The organism is Gordonibacter faecis (assembly GCF_030077735.1).
In the GTDB taxonomy this organism is placed as follows: Bacteria; Actinomycetota; Coriobacteriia; order Coriobacteriales; family Eggerthellaceae; genus Gordonibacter; species Gordonibacter faecis.
In genome coordinates this window covers 135386-148950 of sequence record NZ_JASJEU010000003.1, presented here as the reverse complement: position 1 = coordinate 148950, position 13565 = coordinate 135386, and the positions used below count along the sequence as shown (strand labels likewise).

Sequence of the window (13565 nt, the reverse complement as noted above, 5' to 3'; positions counted from 1 at the left end):
CATGATTTCTCAGCTGACGGTATTCCTGGAAAACGAAAAGGGTCGCCTGGCGGCCGCCTGCCGCACGGTATCCGAGGCGGGCATCAACATGCACGCGCTCAACGTGGCCGACACCGCCGACTTCGGCGTGGTGCGCATGCTGACCGACACCCCCGACGCGGCGGCCGAGGCGCTGCTTGCGGCGGGCTACCGCGCCACGGTGACGCCGGTTTTGGCTGTGCGCGTGCCGAACCGCCCGGGTGGCCTGGCGTCGCTCTTGGAGTTTATGGATGAGCAGGGCACCAACGTCGAGTATGGCTACTGCTTCTCGGTGAACGAGGACATGGCCATTGACGTGCTGAAAGTAGATGGCGAGAGCAACATTGAGGAGAAGTTGGTTGCAGCGGGCTTCGAGCCGGTTCAACCCGAAGAAATCTATGAGCTGGGCTAAACATTTGCATCATACCCTATCAGCGAAGGGTGCGCGCCTGGTGGCGTGCGCCCTCGCCTTCACGCTTGTCGTGTTTCCGTTTGTGCCGATGTCGGCATATGCTGACGTGCGCAAGGCCGACGTGGTGTTCGGCCAAACCGTGGACGAGCGCGGCTTGTCGGTGGCGCAGTGCCCCGATATTGACGCGGAATACGCCTTTGTCATGGACAAGGACGGCACGGTGTACTTCGAGCGTAATGCGACCAGTCCTACTCAGATTGCGTCCATCACCAAAATTATGACCGCCGTGGTGGCACTTGATGCCGCTGCTTCGGGCGCGGTTACGCTTGACACGCCGGTCGTGGTGTCGGCTGCTGCCGCGGCGGTGGGTGAGTCATCCGCTGGCTTGATGGAGGGCGATTCCATGCCGCTTGAGGTGGCGCTGAAAGCGCTGCTGGTGCCCTCGGGCAACGACGCCGCGGTGGCCATTGCCGAGATGGTTGGTGCTACGATGTGGAACGCACCGACAGACGGAGATGTTGCGGTGGCAATCGAAGGTACTGCAAGTTCTGCCGAGAATGCCTTCGTGGCTGCCATGAACGCCAAGGCGGCGGAGCTTGGCTGCATTGACACCGTGTTCGAAAACCCCCATGGACTTGATGACGGGGAATTTGCCGGTAACCAGCACAGTTGCGCCTCTGATGTGGCCACCATTGCTCAGTACGCCATGAAGAATGAGACGTTCCGCACCATTGTGGGCGGCGGCGACACGGCTATTGTAGTGACGCGCGCCGATGGCTCGCGGGCCACCATCAACCTGGAATCCACCGACGAGCTCATTGATTACTACGAGCCTGCCATCGGCATCAAGACGGGCTTTACGGCGCTCGCTGGCCCCTCGTTTGCGGGCGCGGCCAACAACGGCGAGAAGGAACTCTATGCCATTGTGATTCATTCCACCTCTGAGGCACAGCGCTTCGACGACGCCGAAACGCTGTTCAACTGGGTGTATGAGCACGAGGTGGACTACACGCTGGCCAACAGTTCCCAAACGGCGACCATGACCATGAATGGCAAGGCAACCGAGGTGCCCATCGCGGCCGAGGTACCTCACACCGAATGGATTGACAAAACCGTCAAGGCCACGATTTCCGACCCTACTGCGTCTGTGCGTGTGTTTGACCTCAACGGCAACGTGAGCCAGTCGCTTTCGTTTAACCAGGTGACGGGCAACGTGCGCGCCGGTGACAAGGTGGGCACCATCACGTTCAAGCAGCGCAACGCCGTGATTGCCGAATATGACCTGGTAGCCTGTGAAGACGTGGCGGCGCCTGACTTCTTCCAGGGCATTGGTATCTGGTGGGATCGCCTGTTCCGCGGGCTTTCCGGACAGCCGACCGTAGCCGAACCCCTCACCGTAAACGAGACACCCCTCGTTGTTGACAAGACCGCGCCTGCCGTATAACCCGGCAGCGATAACCGATAAGGAGCCTTCATGAGCGAAACCTGCCCTGTGTGCCGAAATGAACTACCCCCCGAGGCGGCGGCCTGCCCGTACTGCGGATTCAAGCTGCTTGGCAGCACGCAGCGCTTTGCGCCCGTCACGCTTGGCGACGAACCACTTGCGGCCAAGCCCGCACCTGCTCCCTCAGCGCAGGCCGAATTGCGTGTGGTACGTGGGCCGCAAACCGGCGTATCATTTCGCCTGGGAGATGAGCCGCTGTCCGTGGGGCGTAGCCCGCAGCGCGATGTGTTTTTGAACGACATGACGGTGTCGCGCGAGCATGCGCTCATCGAGCCGGTTGACGGCGGGCATGCGGTGCGCGACCTGAACTCGTTCAACGGGACCTGGGTGAATAACGACAGCGTCGACGCTCCGCGCACGCTGAAGAACGGCGACGTTATTCAAATTGGGGCGTTTTGTTTGGTGTATCAGACGGAATAACTCTTTTTTGGTTGGGTGTGGGACGGGCTGGTGGGCGTGAGGTGGATACCCTGCGCTCGGGCAGTCCTGGCTCGCACGAACAGTCCACTGGACTGTTCGGCTCGTGCGGAATCTACGCAGGGCACCCACCTCACGCCCACCAGCCCTCTAACCTTATCGAAGATTCTGGCTAGGACACTTTCGTAACGCCTGCTTTGTATTCCGTCGGGACTTTACGGGGGAGGAGCGTCGAGGCCTGAGAAGGGAAGAAGGGGTTCAATCCCGAACGCTGCCCTCCTCGCTTCGCCGTAAGCGCTACCCCTTGTCATCCTGAGCGGAGCGCCGCCAGGCGCGGAGTCGAAGGATCCCGTGTGGCGGTAGCAGGAGGGGCTCCTGCGCTTTAGAAGTATGCGAGCGGCGCCTTTTGGGGTGCCGTTTGTGTTTTGGGTTGGAGTTGATCTGAGTAGATTTGTTGGGTTGCCGTATACTTTTCAGTTAGGTATCTCATAAGCGGGGAAGGTCGTCTATGGAACTGATGTCAGGAAACGAAGCCATCGCCCAGGGAGCATGGGAAGCGGGTGCGCGCATTGGTGTGGCGTATCCTGGTACGCCCTCTACGGAAACGCTTGAGGCGTTTGCTGAGAAAGAGGGCGTGTACGCCGAGTGGTGCGTGAATGAAAAAGTGGCTGTTGAGGTGGGTATTGGTGCGTCGGCTGCCGGTGCGCGTGTGCTTGCCACTATGAAGCATGTGGGCGTGAATGTGGCGGCTGATCCGCTGTTTACGGCTGCGTATACCGGCGTCGGCGGCGGTTTGGTGGTGCTTGCGGCTGATGACCCGGGGATGTATTCATCCCAGAACGAGCAGGACAGTCACTATTACGCGCGTGCGGCGCATATTCCTCTGCTTGATCCGGCAGACTCCGCTGAGGCGCTTGCCTTTACCCGTGATGCGTTTGAGTTGTCTGAGCGTTTCGACGTGCCCTTCTTCGTGCGTTCCTCGGTGCGCGTTTCGCACACGAAGACACCGGTGGAGTGCGGGCCGCGTGTTGAGGTTCCCTTGAAAGCTTATGAGAAAGACCCTGGTAAGTGGGTCATGATGCCGGCGTTTGCTAAGCCGCGCCGTAAGGTGCAACTTTCTCGCATTGAAGATTTGCGCGCGTGGGTGGAAGACTGTCCGTTTAACCGCGTTGAGCAGCGCGGCTCGGCGGCGGGTGTGGTGTGTGCGGGCGCGGCGTATCAGCACGTTGTTGAGGCGTTGCCTGACGCGTCGGTGTTTAAGCTTGGCTGCACGTGGCCGCTTCCTGCCCAGGCACTGCGCGCGTTCGCGGATTCGGTGGACGCACTCTATGTGGTGGAAGAGGCCTCCGAGTATCTGACTGAGGGCGTGCGAGCACTGGGGATTGACGTGGCGGAGTTTGCAGCGCCGCTCCCGCAGGATGGGGAGCTTTCGCCGGGGTTGATTCGCGCGGCTTTCGGGCTTGAGACGCCTGCTCATGCGGTCGCTCCAGAAAACCTTCCGAGTCGTCCGCCAGCGCTCTGCCCGGGTTGCCCGCACCGCCTTGTATTCAAGGAACTCACGCGCCTAAAGGCCATCGTCACGGGCGATATCGGCTGCTATACCCTGGGCGCGTTGCCGCCGCTTTCCGCTATGGATACGTGCGTTGACATGGGCGCTTCCGTGTCCATGGCGCACGGTTTCGAGCTGGCACTTGAGGGCACCGAACATCGTCCCGTGGTGGCGGTTATCGGTGACTCCACCTTCGCGCACTCGGGACTTTCTTCGCTTATTTCTACGGTCTATAACCGCGGGTCGGGCACGGTGTGCGTGCTTGATAACCGCACGACTGCCATGACCGGCCGCCAGGGTAACCCCTTCAACGGTGAGACATTGCAGAAGCGACCCTCGCGTGAGCTTGACCTGGAAGGCGTGGTTCGCTCGCTTGGGGTGGAGGATGTGCGCACTATCGACCCGCATGACGCGCTGGCCGTGCGCCGCGCGCTCAAGGATGCTACCAGCTCTGATGAACTGTCCGTGCTCGTATTCCGCAGCCCGTGCGTGCTGCTTGAGCGCACGCGCAAGCCTGCCTTTGAGGTGACGGGCGACTGCACGGCGTGTGGCGTGTGCCCGACACTCGGGTGCCCCGCCATTGCCAAGGACGCTGAAACCGGGTGCGCCGACATCGACCCCGACCTGTGCATCGGGTGTGGGCAGTGCGCTCAGTACTGCGCGTTTGGGGCTATCGTGCAACCTGAACCGGCGGCGAAAGGGGGCTCTCATGAGTAGTACGACAACCGTGCTTTTGTGCGGCGTGGGTGGTCAGGGCACCATTCTTGCGGCTGACGTGCTGGCGCGCACGGCCCTTGCGGCGGGCTCGCTCGTGAAGTTGTCGGAGATTCACGGCATGGCGCAGCGCGGCGGCGCGGTGACCACCGTCGTGCGCTTCGGCGACGAGGTGCCTTCCATGGTGTGCGACCCTGGTTGCGCCGACTGCGTGGTGTCGTTTGAGACTACCGAAGCCCTACGCAACCTGCCCTTCCTCAAGCAGGGCGGCTACCTGCTGAGCGCTGACGAAGCCATCAAGCCGCTGCCCGTAGCCACCGGGCGCGCTGTCATGCCGGCCGGAGCCCGCGAGACGTTGACGGCGGCGGGTGCCACGCTCATTCCCGCAGGTGAACTTGCTCGCGCCGCGGGCAGTGCGAAGTCGACGAACGTGGTGCTGTTGGGCGCGCTTTCCACCCGCTTGCCCTTTGCAGCCGAAGCGTGGGAACAGGTTATAGCCGATCGCGTGCCGCCCAAGACCGTGGAGGCGAACCTGGCGGCATTTCGCGCGGGGCGCGCGTTCGCACTTGACGCATCGGGCGCGGAAGCTGATAAGGAGGTGCGCTCGTGAGCGTTCAGCAGATCAGCGTATTCTTGGAAAGCCAGCCGGGACATTTGAGCCGCGTGCTGGACGCGTTCGTGGCCGCCAAGGTGAGCGTGCGCGGCTACAGCGCCTCGGACACGGGCGACTACGGCATTGTGCGCTTCATCGTGGATGACCCCGAGCGCGCCATGCAGGTGCTCCAGGAGCTGGGAGCGGCCGCCACCACCGCTGAGGTGCTGTGCGTGCGCCTCGACGACAAGCCGGGCGAACTGGCGCGCGTCATGGGCATTATGGCTGGTTGCGGCATCAATGTGACGTATAGCTACTCGCTCATTTCCACCTACATTGCGCTGTCGGTGAAGGATCTCGCCCGCGCCGAAGAACTGCTGGCAGGCGAGCCGGTTGAACTCATGGAACAGCATGACCTGGTGCGTCCCATCGCACCTGAGGGACGGTGAGCTCGGTGGCGGATATGACCGTAAAAGGGGCGGCGCTCGCTGCCGCTGCGGCCGGGGATTTTTCCGATTTGCCCATCCACAACCCGACCATCGAATGCGCTTCGCGTGAGCAGATTCGCGCGCTGCAGTTGGAAAAGCTTATCGAACAGGTGAAATGGACCTACGAGCGCGTGGAGTGGTACCGCACGCGCATGGACGAAGCGGGTGTGACGCCCGCTGACATCCGCACGTTGGAAGACGTGCGCAAGCTTCCCTTCACGGATAAGTCGGTGCTGCGCGATACGTTCCCGTATGGCCTTTTCGCTGTGCCGCTTGATGAAGTAGTGGAGTTGCATGCATCATCCGGCACCACAGGCAAGCCTATTGTGGTGGGATACAACGCCCACGACATGGAGCTTTGGGCCGATTGTATCATGCGCCTTGTGCAGATGGCGGGCGTGGTGCCGGGCGACCGCGCGCAGATGGCGTTTGGCTACGGCATGTTCACCGGCGGTTTCGGCCTGCACTACGGGCTGCAGAAACTCGGCTGCATGATGATTCCCGCAGGCTCGGGCAACACCGAGCGCCACATCCAGATGATCGAGGACTACGGTACCACGGTGCTCGTGGCCACGCCCTCTTACGCGCTGCATATGTGCGAGGTGGGGGAGCAAATGGGCTTTAATTGGGAGGTATCCACGCTGCGGGTGGGCCTGTTCGGCGGCGAGCCGTGTCCGCCGGGCCTGAAAGCCGAGATCGAAAGCCGCATGCACATCGTGTGCACCGACAACTACGGCCTGACCGAGGTCATGGGGCCCGGCGTGTCGGGCGAGTGTCTGGCTGCGCGCGACATGCAGCACATCGCCGAGGACCACTTCCTGTGGGAGGTTGTTGACCCCCAGACGGGCGAGCCGGTGGGCGAGGGCGAAGAGGGCGAGCTGGTGTTGACCCCCCTCGGCAAGCAGGCCATTCCCGTGCTCCGCTACCGCACGCACGACCTCACGCGCGTTGTGACCGAGCCCTGCGCCTGCGGTCGCACGACAGCCCGCATGCAGAAGGTGCGCGCGCGTTCGGATGACATGCTTATCATTCGCGGCACGAACGTGTTCCCGTCCCAGGTGGAGGACGTGCTGGCTGGCATTGAGGGCGTCACGCCGCACTACCGTATTGTGGTGGAGAGCGTCGGCGGGATGGATCGCATGACCGTACACGCGGAACTGAAACCCGAGGCGTTCTCGGACTCGTTCGAGGAAATGGAAGCCCTGCGCCGCTCCATCGAAGAGCGCTTGAAGGGTGTCCTTTTGGTAGGCGTCCACGTAAAACTCGTCGAACCCGGTGGCATAGAACGCACCACCGGCAAAGCCAAACACGTTGAGGACCTGCGGAAGTAACCTGCTATCAACAGGGGAGAGGGGAACCGGAGGGGGCATCCCGTGCTCAGACAGTCCTGGGCTTGCACGAACGCCCCGCTGGGGCGTTCGGCTCGTGCGGAACTGCGCGCGGGACACCCCCTCCGGTTCCTTCCGCTTGTAAGAGACGTCGACCTACATACTTAATAAATGGAAACCGTAAAGCACATAGAACAGCATTCTGTACAACCTTTTTCTACTCCTGTGGTGGGACGGTTTGCGCCTTCGCCTACGGGGCGGATGCATGCGGGGAATGTGTTTGCGGCGTTGGTGGCGTGGTTGGTGGCGAAGTCGCAGGGTGGGCGAGTGGTGCTGCGCATCGAAGACTTGGACGCTGAGCGATCGAAACCGCAGTTCATAGATGCCGTGCAGCGTGACTTCGAGCGGCTGGGACTCACATGGGACGAAGGGCCGTACTTTCAGCACGACCGCACTGAGGCATATCGTGCAGCGTTTGAGGAATTGGTTGCACAGGGGTTGGTGTATCCCTGTTTCTGTACGCGGGCCGATCTGCATGCGGCCTCGGCGCCGCATCGGGGCGAAAAGCCGGTATATCCGGGAACCTGTCGGGGCCTTTCGTCTGAAGTGCGCGCTCGCCGTGCCGCAGAGCGTACGCCTGCCGAACGTTTGATTGTTCCTGATGAAACCGTTGCCTTCACGGATCTCATACAGGGGCCGTACGCCCAAAACCTTGCGCATGACTGTGGCGATTTCCTCGTGCGACGCTCGGACGGGGCATTCGCCTATCAGTTGGCTGTGGTGGTGGACGACGCAGAGCAGGGCGTGAACTCGGTCGTGCGCGGCGTGGACCTGCTGTGCTCAACGCCGCAGCAACTCTACTTGCAAACACTCCTCGACCTGCCGCATCCCACCTACGCGCACGTGCCGCTTATCACGGCCGAGCACGACCGCCGCCTCTCGAAGCGCGACAAGGATGCCGCCCTCGACGCATTGCTGGCACGGTTCAGCACGCCTGCTGGCGTCATCGGGCATATCGCCGGCCTTACCGGCCTTGCGCCCACCGATGAGCCGGTCACTCCCGAAGAGTTGCTGGCCATCTTCGATCTAAGTGCCTTACCCACAACGTTTCCTGACCTCGTTCAAATACGCTGGAAGTGAACGCTCGCTCTATACTCAATCCGCCTGATGACGTGCTAAAATACGCGACGGCAAAACATTCGGCAAGAGGGCGAAAGTGAGCGAACGTGAGTTACGGGAAAATTTTGGTTGCCTATGACGGGTCGGCGCCGTCGAATCGAGCGTTGGCGGACGCACTGGAGTTGGTGGAGTGCGGGCTCGGGCGCCGGGTGGTGGTGCTCAGTGTGAGCGATCCCACGAAAAAGGCTGACCCGGCGTTTGCAGCAGCTGCACGTGCAGCGGGCGTTTCGCTAGCGGCAGCGGAAGACGAGAAGCCCTATCTTGAGACGCTCAAGCATCAGGTGGTAGAGCGCATCGCCGGCTTCGAAGATGCCGTTGACCTGCGCGTTGCCTTCGGCAAGCCGCAAGAGGCAATCGTCAGATTCGCCGCCGAGGAACCCTGCGGTCTCATCGTCATGGGCAGCCGCGGCCTCGGCGCCGTCCGCGGCATGCTCGGCAGCGTAAGCACCGCTGTCCTCCACGCCTCCTACGTCCCCGTACTCATCACGAAGTAGCCGCCTTTAAGAGTGGGATGGAAAGGTAGATTGCTACTATGCCAATAAGGATGGCAATGGCGACGAGGGTTTGTTTGCGTGCGAACTTGACGTTCTTTTCTTGGGTGGGATCGGCCTCTACGAGCGCTTGTTGTTCTTCGTAGGCACGTTTATTTGACCAGATGAGCACCCAGATGCAAGGTAGTGCTATGAGTGCGATAGCAAGGCCTATGAGTGCATCGGGGAGTATGCCGGCCGCCGGACCCATCAGGGTGTCCAGTACTGTTGACGCCACACCTACGAGAATAGCAGCGCAACAGAAGAGCATCACGACAGCAACGCGCCGACCGAGTGCGCGTTGGATTGGAGTGTTCATCTCTTCCTTGGTGACAAAGTTGTTACCTGCGATAAGGTTAAGCCACTTGCCGTGCCACAATTTCCAAGCAAAGAGTGCAAACATCATAAACAGCACCAGGCAAAACACACCGCCACCGAGATATTTGTCAAACTCCATGCGCTCTCCTTCGCTCCGCTCTCTTTACTATCATAGCATGCCTCCACTTTGCGGACGCGCGACCGCGTAAGGCGAAGCGGGCGCAGAGGAGAAACGGGCGGGCAACCCTTGCTTTTGCGACAGGTGCAAAAACAGCGTACGGAGTAGCATCCAACGCAAACGGATACGCACAAGAGCAAGGGAGCGTGTTATGACCACCTACATGAAGGCGATGGGGATTTCTCGGTATCATCAGGAGAAGCTTGAGACGTTTACTATTCCGGTGCCTTCTATCGCGGATGATGAGGTGCTGGTGGAGGTGCATGCGGCCAGCGTGAATCCTGTGGACTTCAAGATTCGCGATGGAGTACTGAAACTGCTTGTGAGTTATCGCATGCCCATCATCTTGGGTTTTGACTTTGCCGGCACGGTGGCGCAGGTGGGCTCGAAGGTGACGAAGTTTAAGGTGGGGGACAAAGTGTACGGGCTGCCCCGCCGTACGATGATAGGCACATTCGCCGAATACTTCGCCGTGAAGGCTGAGGAAATCTCGTTCAAGCCGAAGAACCTCACCTATGTGGAAGCGGCGTCAATTCCGCTGGTGGGGCTCACCATCTACCAGGCCTTTAACGAACTTATGGGCCTTCAAGCGGGGGAGAAGATTCTCATTCAGGCGGGCGCAGGCGGCATCGGCACGTTCGCCATTCAGCTGGCGCGCGTCATGGACACCTACATTGCCACCACGGCAAGCCCGGCCGGCGAGGCGCTGGTCACCCGGCTTGGCGCTGATCTGGTGATCAACTATCGCGAACAGAACTTCTGGGAGGTGCTTCACGACTACGACTGCCTCCTGGATGTGTTCGGCGGGAAAAGTCTCGACGAAGGTTTCAAGATCATGCGACGTGGTGGACGCATTGTCTCGCTCAATGGCACGCCCAATGCGCGCTTTGGCAAGATACAAGGCCTCGGGTTCCTCAAGACTGAGGCGTTGCGCATTGCCTCGCTTCCGCTTACGCTGCGCGAGAAAAAGTACGACGTGACGTACAACATGATCTTTGTGCGGCCGGACAGCGCGCAGCTTGATATCCTGCGCGGCCTCTATGAGGAAGGCCGTATTGTTCCCATTGTGGACAAGGTGTTTCCCCTGGCAGATGCTCAGGAAGCGCTTGATTACTCGCAGTCGGGCCGCGCCAAAGGAAAGATTGTCCTCAAGGTGAAATAGGGTAGGACGCTCCCTTATAGCGCAGACACAATGCCGACAAGGCCCACAACGGCGAGCAGGGCTATCACGAAGAGGATGGTTCCGATGTGAAGGTGATCGAGGGTGACTGCACGGGCACGGGCGGCAGGGCGGGAAGCTTCTTCGTCCTTTTCGTGACTAGGGCGCTGCACCACGAAAAACCAGATGAGCACTATCACCAGGGCAATGAAAGCCGCGTTGTTTGCCATTGAAGCAACGAAAGCAAGGGTTGGGTTCAACGTCAGTTCAGCGGCAAGATAGACGACGAGCGTCGCCATGAGCGCACAGCCAACCATGAGGACAATCGCCATACGCCGTCCCAGCGTGCGACAGGCAACGGCATTTTCCCCCTCAGGCTCAAGGGCGGCTTTGCCGGCAAGCAGATACAGCAGCGCGCCACGCCAAAACATGAACGCGAACAGCGCACACGCCACCAGCGCAACACCCGTCACAACGAGTGCGGCAGCAAGAGAACCCTCCATGGTAAAACTCCTTTTCCTTCTGGTACTTGTGCGCCCACGCGAGGCCGTGGACGCACTGAAATTTATATCGTAAGCACAACGGCGCTGCTTGCGAACAAGGCCGCAGCATAAAACGCGCCCAGCGCCACGTTCACGCTGCAAATCTGAGCCATCGCACCAATGCGCGATGCGGGCACCAGCGGGTTCTTCATTAGTGCGCCTACCAGGGGATACGCAGCCAGCAGCATGAACGGCACCACGATAAGTCCGCTGGGGAAGAACACGGCCAGAATCACAATGATGGCAAGCAGCCACACCATCACCGCACCATGGTAGAGCTTCCGGGCACCCGCGCGCCCCAACAGCACCGGCAACGTGCGCCGGCCCGCTTCAACATCCTTTTCGATGTCGCACGTGTTGTTCGTCAGCATGATAAGCCCCACGCCGATGATGGTAGGCACCGCCCACAGAAGTGCGCGCAGATCAAAGATGCCGGTGAGCGCCTGGTAGCAGGCAAGTGGGATAAGCCCACCCATCACGCCGCCGCTCACCAGCTCGCCGATAGGCAGGTAGGACACCGGCGTTTTGCCCGCTGAGTACAGCACCACAAACGCGGCACCTACCACACCGATGGCAAGCGGAATCCACCCCGCAACCCAAATGACATAGGCCCCCAGCGCAAAGGCCACTACCAGAAAGCCAAAAGCCAGCGTGAGCGCCGCGCGCGGGTTCACGTTGTTGTACACGAGCACCGCGTCCGTGGGATCCACGTTGTCACCAGCCGAGTCGGTGCCTTTGACGTAGTCGTAGTAGTCGTTAAACGTGTTCACCGCCGCCTGCATCAGCACGCAAATAATCATCAGTACGCACGCCATAACCACCGACACCGTGCCCGTGGTGGCCGCTGCGCCCACCGCTATGAGGGAAGGTAGCAAAGCCGCAGGCCAAGTGTGGGGTGCTGCCAGCTGCAGCGCCATGCGTGGGGTGAGCCGCCCGGTGGCGCGCTCCTTGCTCATAGGTCGTTTCCTTTCTCACTGTCATACCGTGCGCGTCGCCGCGGAAGCCACGTGGGCGGCGCAGGCTTAAATCGCCTGATGGTTTCGTTCTTCAAGATGCCGCCCAGCGAACCCAGCGTCTGCCAGATAAAGCTGCGCGTTTCTGCGTCGAGCTTCGTACCCTGGCCAAGGAGGCGGCGGGTGTTCGCGAACAGTTTCTCCTGGAATTCCGCCCACGAACTTGCCTCGGTGGAGGCGAAGAGCTCATAGATGGTGTCGATAAACCGCTCGCGTTCGGCTGGCGATTTGCCGCGCAGCCAGGCATCGAGGGCTTCGTCGAAGAACACGGCCGACGGGTTGAGCGCCTCCTGGTACACGAAGTCGTCGCCCTCAACCTGCCAGGAGAATGGCTCATGCTGAAACACCGACAACGCCGAGGACACCACCACGCGGTAGTCGCGCCGGCGTTCCAGAATCATGCCGAACGCCGAGGACTCCGGCACCGTCTTGTGCAGCAGGTCACAGAAGCGTGTGCTCTCGATGCGCGGCGACGGATCCTCAAGAAACGAGGGGCCGTCGTGGTTGTACACGCCGACAATGCGGGCGAAAGTGCCCTCGTCCACGGTGAGCGTCGCGTATTCGGCGAGGTTGCCGCCCTTGGAGTGACCCCCAAGGATGAGCGGCCCTTCGGTGGCCGACGCCACGCCCGAGGCATACGCGAGCGCCGTGCACTGGGAGGGGATAACCTCTTTGAAGCACAGGTTGAAGTCTTCCTTCCAGCCAGCGAAGCTGCCATCGGTGCCGCGAAACGCCAAATACCCCGTCTCACCTGCGCCGTCGGGGAAGAACAGCGTCACGGCCGAGAACTGCTTCTCCACGGCTTCGGAGTGCTCGTTGGCATAGTAAGCAACGCTCACGTCGCGCATGCGTCGGCTCGCGGCCAACACATGCAGAAACGCGCGCGTATCCTTCGCGTCCTCCATCCAGCTGCACGCGGTAAGGTCATCCCAGTCTGAGAGCATGATCACGTCGTGCAGCAGCACCCGGCCCGCCCCGGCGGCGGGCATGCAGGGCGCCTGTTCGTAGTTGAGATAGGCGAGGGTTGCGAACACGAGCGAGTCCACCGGGTTAAACGGTGATTCCGCGAAAGTTCGCTGCTCTTCGGCGAGATACGTTACGATTGTTCCCATGCTGCCATTGTAGCCGATCGGAAAGGACAGGGCTCGAACCATGCGGGTTTGCACGCCAATTACCATACGCTACGCCGAAACGGACATGATGGGCATCGTGTATCACGCGAACTACCTGCTGTATTTCGAGGACGCGCGCACGGCGTTTTTGGAAGCCATCGGGTTTCCGTACAATAAGATTGAGGAAACCGGTTATATTTCTCCTGTGGTGAGTTTCACGGTGAACTACGGCGAGCCGCTGCGCTACGGCGAAGTGGCTGTGGTGCGCACGCGCATCGTGTCGTCGCGGCCGACGAAAACCGTGTATGCGTATGAGGTGTTCAAGCAGGGGCAAGATGTTGAGACGGCGCGGCCCTGTTGCACAGGTCAAAGTGTGCACTGCTTGGTGGATGCGGCCACGTTTAAGCCGGTCAGCTTGAAGCGCGCACTGCCCGAATTGTACGCACGCTATGCCGAAGTGCTGGAGCCAGAAGATGGTGCCGCGCCGAGCGGACATCCTGCGTCGTAGCGAG

Annotated in this window: 15 protein-coding genes; 11 read left to right on the top strand and 4 right to left on the bottom strand. The window is 60.9% G+C overall.

The window, feature by feature from the left end; translation table 11 throughout:
• Position 1 precedes the first annotated feature (1 nt).
• The 9 genes from QNJ86_RS00935 to QNJ86_RS00895 all read left to right on the top strand — a co-directional run bounded on the left by QNJ86_RS00935 (position 2) and on the right by QNJ86_RS00895 (position 8695).
• Positions 2-430 carry an amino acid-binding protein gene (locus QNJ86_RS00935; protein ID WP_283830687.1) on the top strand — a complete coding sequence of 143 codons (429 nt, stop codon included), beginning with the start codon at positions 2-4 and terminating at the stop codon, positions 428-430.
• Positions 417-1874 carry a D-alanyl-D-alanine carboxypeptidase family protein gene (locus QNJ86_RS00930; RefSeq protein WP_283830686.1) on the top strand — a complete coding sequence of 486 codons (1458 nt, stop codon included), beginning with the start codon at positions 417-419 and terminating at the stop codon, positions 1872-1874. Before QNJ86_RS00935 ends, QNJ86_RS00930 begins: the two co-directional genes overlap by 14 nt.
• Before the next feature lie 30 nt (positions 1875-1904).
• Positions 1905-2354 (top strand): FHA domain-containing protein, encoded by a 450-nt coding sequence (locus QNJ86_RS00925; protein ID WP_283830685.1) that lies wholly within the window; start codon positions 1905-1907, stop codon positions 2352-2354.
• Between the two features lie 505 nt (positions 2355-2859).
• Positions 2860-4617, top strand: a complete 1758-nt coding sequence (locus tag QNJ86_RS00920; RefSeq protein WP_283830684.1) for a thiamine pyrophosphate-dependent enzyme — start codon at positions 2860-2862, stop codon at positions 4615-4617.
• On the top strand, positions 4610-5224 hold the full coding sequence (locus QNJ86_RS00915) for an indolepyruvate oxidoreductase subunit beta (RefSeq protein ID WP_283830683.1): 615 nt from the start codon (positions 4610-4612) through the stop codon (positions 5222-5224). Before QNJ86_RS00920 ends, QNJ86_RS00915 begins: the two co-directional genes overlap by 8 nt.
• Positions 5221-5655 (top strand): amino acid-binding protein, encoded by a 435-nt coding sequence (locus QNJ86_RS00910; protein WP_283830682.1) that lies wholly within the window; start codon positions 5221-5223, stop codon positions 5653-5655. The genes QNJ86_RS00915 and QNJ86_RS00910 overlap by 4 nt, the downstream gene beginning before the upstream one ends.
• A 14-nt stretch (positions 5656-5669) precedes the next feature.
• Positions 5670-7025, top strand: a complete 1356-nt coding sequence (locus tag QNJ86_RS00905) for a phenylacetate--CoA ligase family protein (RefSeq protein WP_283830902.1) — start codon at positions 5670-5672, stop codon at positions 7023-7025.
• 168 nt (positions 7026-7193) lie between these two features.
• A complete protein-coding gene (gluQRS, locus tag QNJ86_RS00900; RefSeq protein WP_283830681.1) occupies positions 7194-8162 on the top strand; it encodes a tRNA glutamyl-Q(34) synthetase GluQRS in 969 nt (322 codons plus the stop codon).
• Positions 8163-8248: 86 nt separating this feature from the next.
• Positions 8249-8695 carry a universal stress protein gene (locus QNJ86_RS00895; RefSeq protein ID WP_283830680.1) on the top strand — a complete coding sequence of 149 codons (447 nt, stop codon included), beginning with the start codon at positions 8249-8251 and terminating at the stop codon, positions 8693-8695.
• Here QNJ86_RS00895 and QNJ86_RS00890 read toward each other — a convergent pair.
• Entirely contained in the window at positions 8685-9188 is a 504-nt protein-coding gene (locus QNJ86_RS00890; protein WP_283830679.1) for a DUF3784 domain-containing protein, read from the bottom strand. The genes QNJ86_RS00895 and QNJ86_RS00890 overlap by 11 nt on opposite strands.
• 190 nt (positions 9189-9378) lie before the next feature.
• Between QNJ86_RS00890 and QNJ86_RS00885 the strand changes: the two genes are divergently transcribed.
• The gene (locus QNJ86_RS00885; RefSeq protein WP_283830678.1) at positions 9379-10389 is read left to right on the top strand and encodes an NADP-dependent oxidoreductase; all 1011 of its coding nucleotides are present in this window, start codon (positions 9379-9381) and stop codon (positions 10387-10389) included.
• Positions 10390-10403: 14 nt separating this feature from the next.
• Here the strand turns inward: QNJ86_RS00885 and QNJ86_RS00880 are convergent, their stop codons facing one another.
• The 3 genes from QNJ86_RS00880 to QNJ86_RS00870 all read right to left on the bottom strand — a co-directional run bounded on the left by QNJ86_RS00880 (position 10404) and on the right by QNJ86_RS00870 (position 13053).
• On the bottom strand, positions 10404-10889 hold the full coding sequence (locus QNJ86_RS00880; protein WP_283830677.1) for a hypothetical protein: 486 nt from the start codon (positions 10887-10889) through the stop codon (positions 10404-10406).
• Positions 10890-10951: 62 nt separating this feature from the next.
• The gene (locus tag QNJ86_RS00875; protein ID WP_283830676.1) at positions 10952-11884 is read right to left on the bottom strand and encodes a prenyltransferase; all 933 of its coding nucleotides are present in this window, start codon (positions 11882-11884) and stop codon (positions 10952-10954) included.
• Entirely contained in the window at positions 11881-13053 is a 1173-nt protein-coding gene (locus QNJ86_RS00870) for an Mbeg1-like protein (protein WP_283830675.1), read from the bottom strand. Before QNJ86_RS00870 ends, QNJ86_RS00875 begins: the two co-directional genes overlap by 4 nt.
• A gap of 40 nt (positions 13054-13093) precedes the next feature.
• Here QNJ86_RS00870 and QNJ86_RS00865 point away from each other — a divergent pair, with 40 nt between their 5' ends.
• On the top strand, positions 13094-13561 hold the full coding sequence (locus QNJ86_RS00865; RefSeq protein WP_283830674.1) for an acyl-CoA thioesterase: 468 nt from the start codon (positions 13094-13096) through the stop codon (positions 13559-13561).
• The last annotated feature ends 4 nt before the right edge of the window (positions 13562-13565 follow it).